At 50.2% G+C, this 15,011-nt stretch carries 12 protein-coding genes; 2 read left to right on the top strand and 10 right to left on the bottom strand.

Annotated elements, in window-relative coordinates; translation table 11 throughout:
- Positions 1-140 precede the first annotated feature (140 nt).
- The 6 genes from dnaG to gmk all read right to left on the bottom strand — a co-directional run bounded on the left by dnaG (position 141) and on the right by gmk (position 6,424).
- Complete coding sequence (gene dnaG, locus ACFPVS_RS01650) at positions 141-1,928, bottom strand: DNA primase (protein WP_378595227.1); 1,788 nt, start codon at positions 1,926-1,928, stop codon at positions 141-143.
- Positions 1,929-2,018: 90 nt separating this feature from the next.
- Positions 2,019-2,468 (bottom strand): GatB/YqeY domain-containing protein, encoded by a 450-nt coding sequence (locus ACFPVS_RS01645; RefSeq protein ID WP_096294753.1) that lies wholly within the window; start codon positions 2,466-2,468, stop codon positions 2,019-2,021.
- A 127-nt stretch (positions 2,469-2,595) separates the two neighbouring features.
- Positions 2,596-2,808, bottom strand: coding sequence for a 30S ribosomal protein S21 (gene rpsU / locus ACFPVS_RS01640; protein ID WP_003680926.1), 213 nt, complete (start codon positions 2,806-2,808; stop codon positions 2,596-2,598).
- Between the two features lie 383 nt (positions 2,809-3,191).
- Positions 3,192-5,348, bottom strand: a complete 2,157-nt coding sequence (locus ACFPVS_RS01635) for a RelA/SpoT family protein (RefSeq protein WP_096294754.1) — start codon at positions 5,346-5,348, stop codon at positions 3,192-3,194.
- A gap of 203 nt (positions 5,349-5,551) precedes the next feature.
- A complete protein-coding gene (gene rpoZ, locus ACFPVS_RS01630) occupies positions 5,552-5,758 on the bottom strand; it encodes a DNA-directed RNA polymerase subunit omega (protein ID WP_095502195.1) in 207 nt (68 codons plus the stop codon).
- Positions 5,759-5,806: 48 nt separating this feature from the next.
- Positions 5,807-6,424 carry a guanylate kinase gene (gmk, locus tag ACFPVS_RS01625; protein ID WP_096294755.1) on the bottom strand — a complete coding sequence of 206 codons (618 nt, stop codon included), beginning with the start codon at positions 6,422-6,424 and terminating at the stop codon, positions 5,807-5,809.
- A 101-nt stretch (positions 6,425-6,525) separates the two neighbouring features.
- Here gmk and ACFPVS_RS01620 point away from each other — a divergent pair, with 101 nt between their 5' ends.
- Both ACFPVS_RS01620 and ACFPVS_RS01615 read left to right on the top strand, forming a co-directional pair.
- On the top strand, positions 6,526-7,122 hold the full coding sequence (locus tag ACFPVS_RS01620; RefSeq protein ID WP_198345331.1) for an adenine phosphoribosyltransferase: 597 nt from the start codon (positions 6,526-6,528) through the stop codon (positions 7,120-7,122).
- A 194-nt stretch (positions 7,123-7,316) separates the two neighbouring features.
- Positions 7,317-9,167 (top strand): lytic transglycosylase domain-containing protein, encoded by a 1,851-nt coding sequence (locus tag ACFPVS_RS01615; RefSeq protein WP_378595223.1) that lies wholly within the window; start codon positions 7,317-7,319, stop codon positions 9,165-9,167.
- A 437-nt stretch (positions 9,168-9,604) separates the two neighbouring features.
- Here ACFPVS_RS01615 and ACFPVS_RS01610 read toward each other — a convergent pair whose 3' ends face one another.
- The 4 genes from ACFPVS_RS01610 to ACFPVS_RS01595 all read right to left on the bottom strand — a co-directional run bounded on the left by ACFPVS_RS01610 (position 9,605) and on the right by ACFPVS_RS01595 (position 14,955).
- The gene (locus tag ACFPVS_RS01610; protein ID WP_096294756.1) at positions 9,605-10,291 is read right to left on the bottom strand and encodes a response regulator; all 687 of its coding nucleotides are present in this window, start codon (positions 10,289-10,291) and stop codon (positions 9,605-9,607) included.
- A complete protein-coding gene (locus tag ACFPVS_RS01605) occupies positions 10,288-12,186 on the bottom strand; it encodes a type IV pili methyl-accepting chemotaxis transducer N-terminal domain-containing protein (protein ID WP_378595220.1) in 1,899 nt (632 codons plus the stop codon). The genes ACFPVS_RS01610 and ACFPVS_RS01605 overlap by 4 nt, the downstream gene beginning before the upstream one ends.
- Before the next feature lie 84 nt (positions 12,187-12,270).
- Complete coding sequence (locus tag ACFPVS_RS01600; RefSeq protein ID WP_096294757.1) at positions 12,271-13,653, bottom strand: NarK family nitrate/nitrite MFS transporter; 1,383 nt, start codon at positions 13,651-13,653, stop codon at positions 12,271-12,273.
- A 78-nt stretch (positions 13,654-13,731) separates the two neighbouring features.
- Positions 13,732-14,955, bottom strand: coding sequence for an MFS transporter (locus tag ACFPVS_RS01595; RefSeq protein ID WP_096294758.1), 1,224 nt, complete (start codon positions 14,953-14,955; stop codon positions 13,732-13,734).
- Positions 14,956-15,011 lie beyond the last annotated feature (56 nt).

Below are 15,011 nucleotides of genomic sequence, written 5' to 3'. Positions count from 1 at the left end.
GCACCTGAGGGCGGAGCAGCGCATATCATCGGGATATTCACGCTGAGGCCGTCTGAAACTTTAAGAAAACGGGCGTTCTGCGCTTAATTGGTTCGCAGCATGGGACAATGTTTTCAGACGGCCTAAGAAGGAATTCAGAGTTAATTTGCTTTTGACATCAATAAGGATACCAAAAGTTTCTTTTCATAATCATTCAAACCATTTTGCAGGTTTTTTTGTTTGAGTGATTCAATTTGGCTGTATTTTAACTCATTTAACAGCTTTTTCATGCCAATTTTGAAATTCTCGCATTCGGCTTGGTAGGCTTCTTCGTTGTCTTCCGCCACTTCGTCATCGGCATGACGGGTTGATTGGAAGATTTGGTTCAACGCGGCTTCATAGGGGGAGCCGCGCATATGCTCTAAAATCTGTGCGCTGCTGGGCGGCTGGGCAAAGCTTTTGATGGTCTCGGCTAGGTTGGCTAAGCAGGCAAAATCGCCTTCCAGCGGGAGATATTCCGGCAAGTCTATATATGAAGCCCAATTCGGATTTATCAAGACGCTGCGGATTTGTCGTTGCACCAAAGTGAGCATCACCGGTCGCTTGAGGGTTTCTTGCGGCAGTTTGTAGCTTTTTTGCTTCACATGGCGCTTGGGCGATTCTTGGCCGAGCAGTTGCGCCAAATTGGCCGGATCGATGCCGACCAATTCACTGAGTGTCTGTTTCAATAAAAAGTTCAGCGCGGGCGCGGTGATTTGCGCCAACAGCGGCGAGGCGGTTTTCACCAATTCCGCTTTTCCTTCCTGCGTATTCAGGTTGAGGCCGTCTGAAAGATGTTGCCAAAAATATTCCGACAAAGGTTTGCTTTGATGGAGCAGGGCATCTTCAAATTGGGTTTTGCCAAACGCGCGGATGTAGCTGTCGGGGTCGTGTTCTTCGGGCAGAAACAGAAAATGCAGCGATTTATCGTCTTTCAACTGCGGCAGGGCATTTTCCAGTGCGCGCCATGCGGCTTTTTTACCGGCGGCATCGCCGTCGAAGCAGAAATAAATGCTGTCGGCCTGCCGCATCAAGATTTTTACATGGTCGGCGGTGGTGGAGGTGCCGAGCGATGCTACGCCGTAGCCGATGCCGAATTGCGCCAAAGCGACCACGTCCATATAACCTTCGACGACCAGGATTCGGCCGGCATCTTTAATCGCCGCGCGGCCTTCGTATAAGCCGTAAAGGTTGCGGCCTTTGTCGAACAAAGGTGTATCGGGCGAATTGAGGTATTTCGGTTTGGAATCGTCCAACACGCGCGCGCCGAAGCCGATAACCTGACCGCGTTGGTCGCGAATCGGAAACATAATGCGGTGGCGGAAACGGTCGTAATGCTTGCCTTCGTTGTCGATGACCATGCCGCTGTCGACCAAGGCGGTATTGGGGTAGGGTTGGAATACTTGCGCCAGCGGCTGCCAGCCGTCGGGCGCGTAGCCCAAGCCATAGTGGGCGATGATTTCTGCACTCAAACCGCGTCCGGCCAGATAATCCTGCGCCGTTTTTTGAAATTTAAGCTGCTGCGCGTAAAACGAAGCGGCGGAAGCGGTGGTTTCTTCTAAGGTTTGCTGCTTTTTCTTGCGCTCGGCACGCACTTCGGGGTTGTCGTTTTGCCCGCGCACTTTCGGCACGGCCATGCCCACCCGGTCGGCCAGATATTGTACCGCTTCGGTAAACGACAAGCCCTGATATTCCATGATAAAACCGATGGCCGAACCGTGCGCCCCGCAGCCGAAGCAATGGTAAAACTGCTTGCTCGGACTCACTGAAAACGACGGCGATTTTTCTTTGTGAAACGGACAGCACGCCATATAGTTGGCCCCGCCTTTTTTGAGCGGCACCTGCTCGTCGATAATATCTACGATATCGACTTTGGCGAGAAGTTCGTCTATGAAATCGGAAGGTATCATGGGGCGGTTAATGCGCAAGCAGCTTAATAGGTTTGATTAGGGGGTATGAGGCCATCTGAAAAAATTCAGATGGCCTCATACCTTTGATTTTTATTCGGCGGTCAGGGCGGCTTTTAAGATTTTATTGACTTCGCCCATATCGGCTTTACCGGCAAGCTGGGTTTTCAAGACGCCCATGACTTTGCCCATATCGGCCATACAGGTAGCGCCGGTCATGGTGATGACGGTATCGACGGCGGTTTTGATTTCTTCTTCGCTCATCATTTGCGGCAGATAACGGTTGAGCACTTCGATTTCGTCGATTTCTTTTTGTGCCAAATCGTAGCGGTCGGCTTCGGCGTAAATTTTGGCGCTGTCTTTGCGCTGTTTGACCATTTTGGTCAGAATGGCAATGACTTTTTCATCATCGGCTTCGATGCGTTCATCGACTTCGTATTGTTTGACAGCGGCATTAATCAGGCGGATGGTGCTCAAAGACAATTGGTCTTTGGCTTTCATCGCGGTTTTCATGTCTTCGGTAATCTGGGTTTTCAGGCTCATGACGGGCTCCGTGGGATTGCAGACAATCTAGCTAATGACAGTATTATAATGGATTTATAAAGGCAAAAACACCGTAGGGCATTCGGCCTTACGGTGTGTCTTGCTCAGATACGGGATTGCGCCCGTATTAGTACATTTTAGGAGGCAGTTGTTGGCTGCGCAGACGTTTTTGCAAGCGTTTGGCAGCAGCAGCTTTTTTGCGTTTGCGTTCGGTAGTTGGTTTTTCGTAAGCTTCACGGGCGCGCAGTTCAGTCAGCAGGCCGGTTTTTTCTACGGCGCGTTTGAAACGACGCATGGCAACTTCAAATGGTTCATTCTCTTTTACACGGATTGCAGGCATGTTATTTCCTTCAAAATTCTTTAAGTTTACGGCAGTCTGAAAAGATTGATTTAAGTTGGTTTCAGACGGCCTTTATCAATAGGGGTTTGTCTGTATCGCTGGTGCTTATAAACAAGCTGGCGGGATACGCGCCGTGATGTAAACATCACCTCCTAACAAGTCGGCTTGGTGCCGGATAGGGGTCTTTATATTTGGGTAAAAATATTTGGGTAAAAGACTGGAAACAATTCCGAGATTATCTTATAAATTGCTTTCTTGTGTCAAGTTTGGGTAAGGGATTTTAAGAGGCGTTGTGTCATTTTGGAGTGACGGGATAGGGTGTTTAAAGTTATAAAAACAGGCCGTCTGAAATTTTTCAGACGCCTGAAATGGTAGATTAACGCTTAACCGCGAATCACTTTACGCACATGCGGAATGGTATGCAGCTTGTGAATGATTTGGTTGACCTGAGCCAAATCTTTGGCCTTGATGATGAAGCCGAATTCGACAAAGCCTTCGCTGCCGGCACGGTTGGAGGAAGGGGTATTGACCGATTCGATGTCGGCGCCGGAGCTGGAAATGGCTTGTGCCATCTGTGCCAACAGGCCGTGAGTGTCTTCCGATTGGATGTTGAGGCTGAGGCGGTAGCTTTGATTGTTGAGGCTGTCCCAATCGGCATCTAGTTGCTGCTCCGGATCGGATTTGAGCAACACGCTACAGGTATCGCGGTGGATAATCATGCCTTTGCCTTGCACCAACAAGGCACGGACAGCATCGCCTGCGACCGGGTGGCAGCATTCGGCCAAATGCACGCGGCCGGTTTCTTGGCCGTTGACTTTGATCGGGCTCAGTTTGACTTCGCTGCCGAAGTGTTGGCCTGCGAGGTCGGCAATGTGCATGGCTACGGAAACGGGCTGGGTATTGCCCATGCCGACGTTGTATAACACTTCTTCAAACGAGGTTTTCTTGTCGCTCAAATCGTTCAAATATTTTTCTTTGAGGTCGTCTGAAATCAAGACATCTTTTGGCAAAAGGCTGGACAGGGCTTTTTGCAGCAGGTTTTCACCCAATACAACCGCGTCATGGCGGTTCATGGTTTTGATGTATTGGCGGATGGCGCTGCGGGCGCGGCTGGATACGGCGAAATTGAGCCATGCCGGATTCGGTTTGGCGTGCTCGGATGTAATGATTTCGACCGAGTTACCGGTTTTCAGCTTGGTGCGTAAAGGCATCATGGTGTTGTTGATGCGTGCGGCAACGGTTTTGTGGCCGATGTCGGTGTGCACGGCATAAGCGAAGTCAATCGGGGTCGAACCTTTAGGCAGGGTAAGGATTTTGCCTTTTGGGGTCAGGATATAAACTTCGTTCGGGAATAGGTCGACTTTGACATGTTCCAGAAATTCAATCGCATTGGCGCTGCTGGCCTGCAGATCGAGAATGCTCTTAAGCCATTGGTTGGTGTGTAACATGGCTTGATCGATGGTGTTTTCACCCGATTTGTAGATCCAGTGGCCGGCTACACCGCCTTCGGCAACGGCATCCATTTCGTGCGTGCGGATTTGCACTTCAATCGGCAAACCGTAAGGGCCGACCAGCGTGGTGTGCAAACTTTGGTAACCGTTGCTTTTCGGAATGGCGATGTAGTCTTTGAAACGGCCGGGTTTGGGCTTATAGAGATTGTGTAACGCGCCCAAGGCGGCGTAACAGGCCGGCATGCTGTTGACGATGACGCGAAAGGCGTAAATGTCCATCACGTCGGCAAAACGCAGTTTCTTTTGCAGCATTTTTTGGTGAATGCTGTAAAGGTTTTTCTCACGGCCTTTGATTTTGGCTTCGATGTTGGCATTGATCAAGCGGTGGCTGAATGCGCGTAATACTTTACCGACTACGTCGCGGCGGTTTTTGCGGCTGTTGTCCATCGCTTTTTGCAGCGTTTCGTAGCGCTTCGGATGCAGGTTTTGGAACGATAAATCCTGCAATTCCTGATAGGCATTGTTTAAGCCGATGCGGTTGGCGATTTGGGCGTAGATATCGAGTGTTTCTCTGGCGATGCGGCGGCGTTTGTCGGGGCGCATCGAGCCAAGCGTGCGCATATTGTGCAGGCGGTCGGCAAGCTTGATGATGATGACGCGCACGTCTTTGGTCATGGCGAGAATCAGCTTGCGGAAGCTTTCGGCCTGATGCTCTTCGTGATCTTCGAATTTGAGTTTTTCCAGCTTGGACAAGCCGTCTACCATTTCGGCAATGGTTTCACCGAATTCTGCCGCCATTTCGACTTTGGATACGCCGGTGTCTTCTAAGACATCATGCATTACGCCGGCGCACAAGCCTTGCACATCCATGTGCCAAACGGCTAATTGGGTAGCCACGGCAATCGGGTGGGTGATGTAAGGCTCGCCACTTTTGCGGGTTTGGCCCTCGTGGGCGTGAAAAGCGTAGGCCACGGCTTTTTCAAGCTGTGTCTGTTCTTTTTTGCTGAGATAGGATGCCGTTTTAAAGAGTAATTCGCGGGCTTCGGCTGTCAGCGCATCATAGGGAGCGGTAGGTAGGGGGGCGGACATATTCAGACGGCCTCTCTCGAGTTGGATAACTTGAATGGTGGGGGTGTTATCAGGTGATTCAAGAAGCGGTAAATATTATCGGCAGGCTGTTGCGGAATAAAAAAATAAGGCTTGCCATATTGTTATGTCAAAGTGAAGTGGGTAAACAACCGCGCATGGAAGCGCGGTTGAATGGTTGCTTGGCCTTGGCGGCGGCGCAAGTGTTATTTGTTGCGAGACAGCAATTCCACGCCGATTTGGCCGGCGGCTACTTCGCGTAATGCGGTCACGGTCGGTTTGTTGTTGCGGATGTCGTCAACCAAAGGTTGGTTGCCGTTTTCCAATTGGCGTGCGCGGCGGGCGGCAACCAAGGTCAAATCGAAGTGGTTGGGAATTTTCGGGGTGCAGTCTTCGGTGGTGATACGTGCCATATTGCTTTCTTTCAAAAAATAAATCGGATAGCGTATTTTCGCTGTTTTTTAAGAATTTTCCAACAGGTTTGTGAGAAAACCTTGTTGGGCGGATTTTTTCAGACGGCCTGACTTGATGATGTGCAGCAAATCGGCTTCGGCAGCATCTAAGTCTTCATTGACTACAATGTAATCAAAATCAAAAGCTTGCTCGATTTCATGACGTGCTTCAGCCAAGCGGGTGGCGATGACTTCTTCGCTGTCGCTCGCGCGGCTTTTCAGGCGGCCTGCCAAGATGTCAAACGACGGTGGCAGAATGAAGATGCTGACAGATTCCGGCAATGCACGGCGCACTTGTTCGGCGCCTTGTACGTCGATTTCCAAAATCACATCAAAGCCTTGTTCGCTCAATTGATTGACTGCGGCGATGCTCGTACCGTAGTAATTGCCGAACACATTGGCGTGTTCCAGAAAGGCTTTTTGTGCGATTAAAGATTCAAATTCTTCTTTGGGAACAAAATGATAATGCACACCGTGTTGTTCGCCTTCGCGCGGCTGGCGGGTAGTGTGGGAAATCGAGACGCGTAAATCACTGTTGTTTTTCAACAGGCGGGAAACCAAAGTGGTCTTGCCGGTACCGGAAGCGGCGGAGATGATGAAAATATTGCCGTTTTTATTGTGTTGCATGATGTTTTGCCATGGGATATTTTCAAGAAATTATAACACAATGCCTAGCGGATTTGGATGTTCAGACGGCCTCAACACCGACAGCATAAATTTGTTACAATATGGTGTTAAAAATATTCAATCTTGGAAAATTAAGCATGTTGATTCATCCTGAAGTGATGGGCGTTGATGCCTTGGCGGAAAAAATCCGTAAAATTGAAAACTGGCCGCAAAAAGGTATTTTGTTTCATGATATTACGCCGGTTTTGCAAAGTGCGGAGTATTTTCGTCTGCTGGTGGATTTGTTGGTTTACCGCTATATGGGCCAGAAAATCGACGTAGTGGCCGGCTTGGATGCCCGCGGTTTCATTATCGGCGCAGCCTTGGCTTATCAATTGAATGTGGGTTTTGTGCCGATTCGCAAAAAAGGCAAATTGCCGTTTGACACTGTGTCGCAAAGCTATGCATTGGAATACGGCGAAGCGACGGTGGAAATCCACACCGATGCGATTAAACCCGGTGCACGCGTGTTACTGGTGGATGATTTGGTGGCGACCGGCGGCACTATGTTGGCCGGTGTAGAATTGATTCGCAAGCTCGGCGGTAACGTGATCGAAGCAGCGGCAATTTTGGAATTTACCGATTTGACCGGGGGTAAGAAAATTCGTGATGCTGGTGTGCCGCTGTTTACATTGTGTCAAAACGAGGGCTGCATGTAATTATGTAAACGGTAACGGGCAAAAGGCCGTCTGAAAAGCCATACGCTTTTCAGACGGCCTTACTATTGTGGTATTCAACCCGGCAAAAAATGTAAATATCAGTTTGCAATTCGGATATTTGCCATAAATCATTTAGAATGCTGCAACTATACCGATAATAAATCATACCTGAAGATCTGATAAAGAAAGACGACATGAACGTACAACGCACATTTACCCTGTCGCTGAGCGCAATGGCATTGGCCGTATTGGCTGCCTGCGCTTCGCAAAGCAGCAAACCGACCGTGACCCGGGAGTCACGCGCAGAGAGTCAGTCGCCGGCATCGATTCCGTCACGCCGTGCCGACAGCCAATCGAAAATTTTATCTGATTTCAGCCAATATGAAAGCGCATTAAACGCCGCCAAACGCGGTGATGACGCATGGGCGCAGCAATATTTGGCACAAGCCGGCAACAGTGCCATGGCGGAAACCGTGCGCAATGAGTGGTTGAAAAGTTTAGGCGCACGCGGTCAGTGGCCGGTGTTCCAACAAGAATACAAAAAATTAGAAGCGGCAGGCCGTTCTCAAGAAGTGGAATGCTATGCTGATTTGAGCAGCGGCAATTATGCCAAAGCTGCTGATTTGGTGCGCGAAACCGCCCGCTTGCCGCAAGGCTGTACTTTATTGGTTCAGGCCGCAGCCGCCTCAGGCCGTCTGAAAAGCGATGGCGCTTGGCGCCGGGTACGCGGGTTGTTAAGCAACAATCAAATCACCGATGCGCGCAATTTGGCCGCCGCATTGGGCAGCCCGTTTGAGAGCGGGGCGCAGGGCATGCAGGAATACCGTCTGCTGTCGGTAATCGGCAGTGAAGCGCGCAAATCGTCTTCTGCCGCGGTCAATCTGTCGGCCATGGAAGGCAGCCTGACCCGCGCACAAAGCAGCTTCGCCTGGGCAGTATTGGGACAGTATCATGCCTACAGCCAAAACATGGCCGCCGCATTGAGCTACTACAGCCGAGTGACCGACCGCAGCCAGTTGACTGACGAGCAATGGGAATGGTATTCCCGTGCCGCTTTGCGTCTGCAACGTTGGAACGAATTGGCCAATGTGATTCAAGACATGCCGGTCAAGTTGCAACAATCGCCGGCTTGGCAATATTGGTTGGCACGCAGCTATGCCGCACAGGGCAACAGCGTACGCGCAAAATCGTTGTATGAACAAGCCGCCGCTTCCGGCCGCAATTTCTACGCCGTGTTGGCAACCGAAGAACTCGGCCGCCGCATCAATACCAAAAGCAACGTCAGCCAAGCCAGCCGCAGGGATGTCAGCCGTATGGCGAAAGACGGTGCCATCGACCGTGCTTTGACTTTGTTTAAAACCAGCCAAGCCAACGGCGACAGCAAAATGCGCCGTCAGGCACAGGCGGAATGGCGCTATGCCACACGCGGTTTCAGCGAAGACAATCTGCTTACCGCCGCCCAAGTGGCTTATGACAACCAGTTTTACGACATGGCCATCAACACCGCCGACCGCACCGATAATAAGCTGAATTACAATTTGCGCTATTTGTCGCCGTTTAAAGACACCACCGTGCGTTACGCCAATCAAGTGGGCGTAGATCCGGCTTGGGTTTATGGTTTGATTCGTCAGGAAAGCCGCTTTGTATTGGGTGCACAATCGCATGTAGGTGCACAGGGCTTGATGCAGGTGATGCCCGCCACCGCCCGCGAAATCGCCGGTAAAATCGGCATGAGCAGCAGCGAACTCTACACCATGGACGGCAACATACGCATGGGTACATGGTACATGGCCGATGCCCGCCGCAATCTGCAAAACAACGAAGTATTGGCAACCGCCGGTTATAACGCCGGCCCGAGCCGGGCACGCAGATGGCAGGCTTCAACGCCTCTGGAAGGCGCGATTTACGCTGAAACCATTCCCTTCAGTGAAACGCGCGATTATGTGAAAAAAGTGATGACCAATGCGACTTACTATGCGTCATTGTTTAATGAGCCAGAAACTTCATTGAAACGCCGTATGGGTACCATTCCTGCACGTTATTAATACTGTAGATTCAATATAGGCAAAGGCCGTCTGAATATTCAGACGGCCTTTGATGTAAGAAATAGCCGCATTGTTTACACTTTTTATGCAAAACAGCTTTTATTTTTTGCCCGAATGATTGTTTTAGGATTTTTGAGCATTATCAAGAACCATATGGCGTTGCCGTGCCTGTCGGCATTCTTGGCAGCACTCAAAAATTCCGAAATGGGTCTTTAAGCAAGAAAACAAAAGTGTCAACAACGCTAGGGTTTTCTACGCCCCCACCCCCCCAAAAAAAACTCCCTGAAAAGCCACTGAACAAAGAACCGACGTCATTCCCGCGCAGGCGGGAATCCATCTTAAAATTTCAGAAACTTATTTTATTCAATAGTTTGCCATGCTCAAAAATGGCTTCCCGCCTGCGCGGGAATGACGGTGCTTTGGTTTTTATTGGTGGGTCATGAAGTTTTGCAAAGGCTTCGGTCTTTATGCTGTTTATCGGTTTCGGAAACCAAATTATGCTGTGTGGCATAAACGGCGGCTTGAACTCGGCTGTTTAAATTAAGTTTTCTCAAGATGCTTTGCACATAAGCCTTGATGGTGGACTCGGCCAGATTCAAATGCTTGGCAATAACTTTATTACTGTGGCCGATGGCGAGATATTTTAAGGTTTCCAATTCACGCGGAGTGAGGGACTCAAGTGCATTAGGGGTATTTGCCTGCGCCGGATTGATGAGTGATTGTACCAGATGTGCGGTCATTTCTGGTGAGAACACGCTGTCGCCGTTGGCGGCTTTGGTGATGGCACTGATGAGAAAGTCGGCATCGATGTTTTTCAGTAAAAAGCCTTGCGCACCCAATTTCATACATTCGATTAAATCGTCGCTGTCTTCCGACACGGTGAGCATCACCACTTTTTGTGACGGGTTGCTGCTGAGGATTTGACCGAGCGCTTCGCGGCCGTTCATCACCGGCATATCCAAATCCAACAGCACCACATCGGGGTGAACCTGTTCAACCAATTTCACACCGCTCAAACCGTCTTCGGCCTCACCGATGATTTCAAAATCCGCTTCACCCAACACGGATTTGATACCGCGTCGAAACAGCGTGTGATCGTCAATTAAAACAATGCTTGTACTCATTCTAAAATTCTTTCTTTTTTCGGTAGTAGCAGTGAAATCGCGGTATTGCCGGGTTGGGACGCTACATTTAAATCAGCATGGATACGTTGCGCGCGCTCAAACATGATATTTAGCCCGACGTGTCCGTTTTCGGCAAAATCATTTAAATCGGCGGTATCAAAGCCGCAGCCGTTGTCTTCGATTTTCATTTCAAAATCGTCTTGATTATGGAATGAAACGTTGACCTGTGTCGCCTGCGCGTGTTTGCGGATATTCGACAGGCTTTCCTGCAAAATGAAGATAAACTGCAATTGCTGCTCGGAGGTCAACAGCGGGCCGTTGTCCTGCCAGTCGGTGACGGTGTCGATTTGTGTTTGCTGTCGGAAGCGGGCAATCAAACGTTCAACTGCATCGTTGAATTCGTTGTGGGTGATTTTAGTGCGGAAGTTTAATAATAATTCACGTACGTCTTCATAGCATTCCCGCACGCCTTCTTTGATGAATTGCAGCTTTTCATTGACCCTGGCATCTTGATTCAAGCCGGATTTTTTCAAGGCTTTGTCGAGCATTTGGATTTGCAGGTTTAAAAAGGTCAGTGTTTGGGCAATGCTGTCGTGCAGCCCTTGCGCAATCAGATTACGCTCTTGCAAAACGGCCAATTGGCGATTTTCAATACCCAAACGTAAATTGCTCACGGTGATGCCCAATTGTTGGCAAAGGGATTCGAGCAAATGATCATCGCCGTTGTCTGCGCCGGCATGATTGAAGTATAGCGTCATCATGCCCAAATCCACACCGTTGCTGCTGATTTTAAATACGCGTAAAAAGTGAAAACCCGATTGGCTGCACAATGGCTCGGCCACCTCGTGATTTTGCGGCGGCGTTTTGTAGAAGTTGACCGTTTGACGGCCGGATTGGTTTACAGCTTCGCCGCAGGTGCATTTTTCCAATTTGCGGCAGGCTTCGGCGGTTTGGAGGTTTTCCGGTAGGCCGCGGTGGGTAATCAAATCCATGCGTTTGCGCTGGAAATCAATCAGACGGATGCTGCCTGCTTGGGCGGGAATCATATCCATGATTTTATTCAGGAAGCCTTCCGAAGCTTCGGCAACGGTCTGCGCTTGGCTCAATAAATGGCTGAAATAGTAAAGCGTTTCCAGTGTATGGTTTTTCTGTGCTAAATCGCGGGTTTTATCCGCGACCTGCTGTTCTAAGTTTTGGTAAAGGTTGTGCAGACGGGTGCTCATTTGGTTGAAGCCGTGGTCGACTTCGGCAAATTCGGTCACATTTTCAATCGGTACTTGCTTGCCGAATTGGCCGTCGTGAATGGCAGTCACGCCGTTTTGAAGATGGGTCAGCGGGAGAATAATCCAGCGGTAAAGCAGTAAAACCATAATGATCGAGCTTATGCATACCATGCACAGCAACATTAATTGGAAAAGGCGTAATTTATTGATGTATTGGTTGTTGACGATTTCAATCGACTTAGCCAAAGTATCGATGGATTGGATAAAAGGTGGGATTTTACTGCGATTGAAAGCCAAACGTTCAGCTGAAATGGTTTGAAACCACGGTTTGATATCGTTAGCCCAAGTGTGCTTCAAAGTAGCCAGATTGGCTTGCACGTCTTTGTCATTAGGCAGAAACAGCGGCCGTTCGGGCACGCCGTTGCTCAAATTGGCAAGTGTTTGGTCGAAATCTTCAATGTAACGGTCGATTTTCGATTGCGGTGCACGGCTTTCCAGCAGCAGACCCAAACGGTAAGTCTGCATACGCAGACTGCCGGTGTCGTTGATGGCGGCGGCACCGCCTTCCAAACGCCACGACAAAACCAGCGTCAATACAATTGACGCGGTAGCTGCAACCAGCCACAGCAGCGTCAACAATTTCAAACGGGTGGAAAGGCGTTGTGGGAACATATTTCGTCATTGATCAGATACTTCCCACTATCTTATCATTTTCAGACGGCCTGTGCATAAGGCCGTCTGAAAAACATGACTGGACTAGCATTTCACTTCCGCTTGCGCACGGGTGTAATACCACCAATTCAGCAACAGACAAATGACGTAAAACGCGATAAATCCGTATAAAGCCATGTTGACGCTGCCGGTAAGCGCGATGGATGTGCCGTAGCTTTTGGGGATGAAAAAGCCGCCGTAAGCCGCAAACGCACCGGTAAAACCGGCCACCGCCGCGCCTTCTTTACCCGCGTTGATTAAGGCTTGTTCGCGGCTGATGATACCTTGTTCGGCCAAACGCTGCTGCTGAATCAAGAAGATAATCGGAATCTGCATGAAGGTTGAGCCGTTGCCGATGCCGGTCAGCGCAAAGAGGGCGATGAAGCAGGCGAAGAAGCCCCAGAAATTGCCGCCCTGTCCGTTGACGGGCAGGAAAAACAATACTCCGAATACGGCGATAATCATGCCGACAAACACCCATTGTGTGATTTTCGCGCCGCTTTGGATTTTATCCGACAACCAGCCGCCGAAAGGCCGCACCAGCGCGCCGACCAAAGGGCCGATAAAGGCGTATTTCACCGGATCGACGCCGGTAAACTGGCTTTTGGTCAAGAGCGGGAAACCGGCGGCAAAGCCCAAAAACGAGCCGAACGTGCCCAAATAAATGATGCACATAATCCAGTTGTGTTTGCGCTTGAAAATCACCGCCTGATCTTTGAAGCTGGCTTTCGCGCTGGCCAAATCGTTCATGCCGAACCAGGCGACTATGGTCGACAAGATAATAAACGGTACCCAGACGAAGCCCGCGTTTTGCAGCCAGATCTGTTTGGTTACGCCGTCTTTGACCCAGGTCTGCGGTTCGCCGCCCAAGTTGCCGAACAACGCGGCGGTAATCACCAGCGGCACGAGAAACTGCGCCACTGATACGCCCAAGTTGCCCAAACCTGCGTTTAAACCCATGGCCGTGCCTTTTTCCGCTTTCGGGTAGAAGAAACTGATATTGGCCATGCTGGATGAGAAATTGCCGCCGCCAAAGCCGCACAGTAAAGCCAAAATCAGCATGGTGGTGTAGCTGGTGTCGGGATTTTGTACGGCCAGCCCCAAACCGACGGCGGGCAAGAGCAGGCTGGCGGTGGAAATCGCCGTCCAACGGCGGCCACCGAAAATCGGCACTAAAAACGAGTAAAAAATGCGCAAGGTCGCGCCCGACAAAGCCGGCATGGCCGCCAGCCAGAAGAGTTGGTTTTCATTGAATTGGAAACCGATAGACGGCAGATTAATCACCGCCACGCTCCACACCTGCCAAATGGCAAATGCCAGCATCAGCGCAGGAATGGAAATCCATAAATTGCGGGAAGCGGTTTTCTTGCCGCTGTTTTGCCAGAAATCAGAATCTTCCGGCCGCCAGTCTTGAATTAAACGCGACATCGCGTTGCTCCTTATGATATTTTGACAAAGGCCGTCTGAAAGAGAAGATAATCGTTCAGACGGCCTTACTTAAAAGGTTTATTCTTGGCGTTTGCCTTTGAACGAGAAGTGCATCCAAATCAGCGAAATACACACCGTACCGTAAAGCAGCATGAACGCTGTCGAGCGGATACCCGTCAAATCTAAAAGCGCGCCGAACATAATAGGCAGTAAGAAACCGCCCATGCCGCCGGCCAAGCCGACCGCGCCGGAAACTGCGCCGATGTTGTCGGGGTAGTCATTAGCCACGAATTTGAATACCGATGCTTTACCCACCGCCATCGCAATGCCGGCAGCAAACATCAATAGGGTAAATATGGTTACATTTAAACCTATGCTCATGCTTATCGGGCCATTGGCCGTCTGAATCACCATTTCGGTTTGTGGGTAAGACAAGATGAAAAAACATACCCATAATACCCACATCACGCCCCAAGTCACCTTATAGGCACCGTATTTGTCGGAAAGATACCCGCCCAACGCGCGCAGCACACCACCCGGCAGCGAGAAGCAGGCAGCTAAAAACGCAGCCGTCTGAATACTCAAACCGTATTCGTCGATGTAGTATTTGGTCATCCACAGCGACAAACCGACATAACCGCCGAATACCACCGAATAATATTGGCTGTAACGCAATACGCCCGGATCTTTCAGCAGCAGCAATTGCTGTTTGAGGCTGGTGTTGGAAGACACCAAATGTTTCGGATCGTGGTAACTGGTGAACCAGAACAAAATCGCCGTACCCAGCATCACTGCCGAGTAAACGGTCGGCACGAAATGCCACGTGCCGTAAGCGATGAGGGCAGGAGCGAGGAATTTGTTGACCGCGGCACCGGCATTACCCGCACCGAACACGCCCATTGCCAAGCCTTGCTGGTCTTTCGGGAACCAACGTGCGACATAAGGTGTGCCGACCGAAAACGAACCGCCGGCCAAACCCATCATCAGGCCGATAATCAGAAACTGCCAGTAGGCATCGGCGTACTTCATCAGGAAAATAGCCGGCACGCTCAACATCATCAGCACAAACATCACAATACGGCCGCCGTAACGGTCGGTCCAAATGCCTAACGGCACGCGAATCAGTGAGCCGGATAATACTGGCAATGCCGCCAAAATACCGAATTCGGTTTCCGACAAGCCCAATTCGTTTTTTACCGGAATGCCGACCACCGCCATCATCATCCAAATCATGAAGCAGACGGTGAATGCGAAAGTGCTGCTAATCAGCACGGAATAGCGTTTATACGTTTCGGAGGCCATTGTCCCCCTGCCTTTCTTAGTGTTTGATACAAATTCAGATTTGGTTTTCAGACGGC

This window comes from Neisseria weixii (assembly GCF_042658245.1).
Taxonomy (GTDB): Bacteria; Pseudomonadota; Gammaproteobacteria; order Burkholderiales; family Neisseriaceae; genus Neisseria; species Neisseria weixii.
Note: the sequence above shows the minus strand (reverse complement) of the source record. Positions and strands in the feature narration are given on the sequence as shown.

What these genes read in the sequence shown, in the direction of transcription:
- dnaG (WP_378595227.1), bottom strand. Translation starts at nt 1,928, where the DNA reads ATGATACCTTCCGATTTCATAGACGAACTTCTCGCCAAAGTCGATATC.
- ACFPVS_RS01645 (WP_096294753.1), bottom strand. Translation starts at nt 2,468, where the DNA reads ATGAGCCTGAAAACCCAGATTACCGAAGACATGAAAACCGCGATGAAA.
- rpsU (WP_003680926.1), bottom strand. Translation starts at nt 2,808, where the DNA reads ATGCCTGCAATCCGTGTAAAAGAGAATGAACCATTTGAAGTTGCCATG.
- ACFPVS_RS01635 (WP_096294754.1), bottom strand. Translation starts at nt 5,348, where the DNA reads ATGTCCGCCCCCCTACCTACCGCTCCCTATGATGCGCTGACAGCCGAA.
- rpoZ (WP_095502195.1), bottom strand. Translation starts at nt 5,758, where the DNA reads ATGGCACGTATCACCACCGAAGACTGCACCCCGAAAATTCCCAACCAC.
- gmk (WP_096294755.1), bottom strand. Translation starts at nt 6,424, where the DNA reads ATGCAACACAATAAAAACGGCAATATTTTCATCATCTCCGCCGCTTCC.
- ACFPVS_RS01620 (WP_198345331.1), top strand. Translation starts at nt 6,526, where the DNA reads ATGGTGTTAAAAATATTCAATCTTGGAAAATTAAGCATGTTGATTCAT.
- ACFPVS_RS01615 (WP_378595223.1), top strand. Translation starts at nt 7,317, where the DNA reads ATGAACGTACAACGCACATTTACCCTGTCGCTGAGCGCAATGGCATTG.
- ACFPVS_RS01610 (WP_096294756.1), bottom strand. Translation starts at nt 10,291, where the DNA reads ATGAGTACAAGCATTGTTTTAATTGACGATCACACGCTGTTTCGACGC.
- ACFPVS_RS01605 (WP_378595220.1), bottom strand. Translation starts at nt 12,186, where the DNA reads ATGTTCCCACAACGCCTTTCCACCCGTTTGAAATTGTTGACGCTGCTG.
- ACFPVS_RS01600 (WP_096294757.1), bottom strand. Translation starts at nt 13,653, where the DNA reads ATGTCGCGTTTAATTCAAGACTGGCGGCCGGAAGATTCTGATTTCTGG.
- ACFPVS_RS01595 (WP_096294758.1), bottom strand. Translation starts at nt 14,955, where the DNA reads ATGGCCTCCGAAACGTATAAACGCTATTCCGTGCTGATTAGCAGCACT.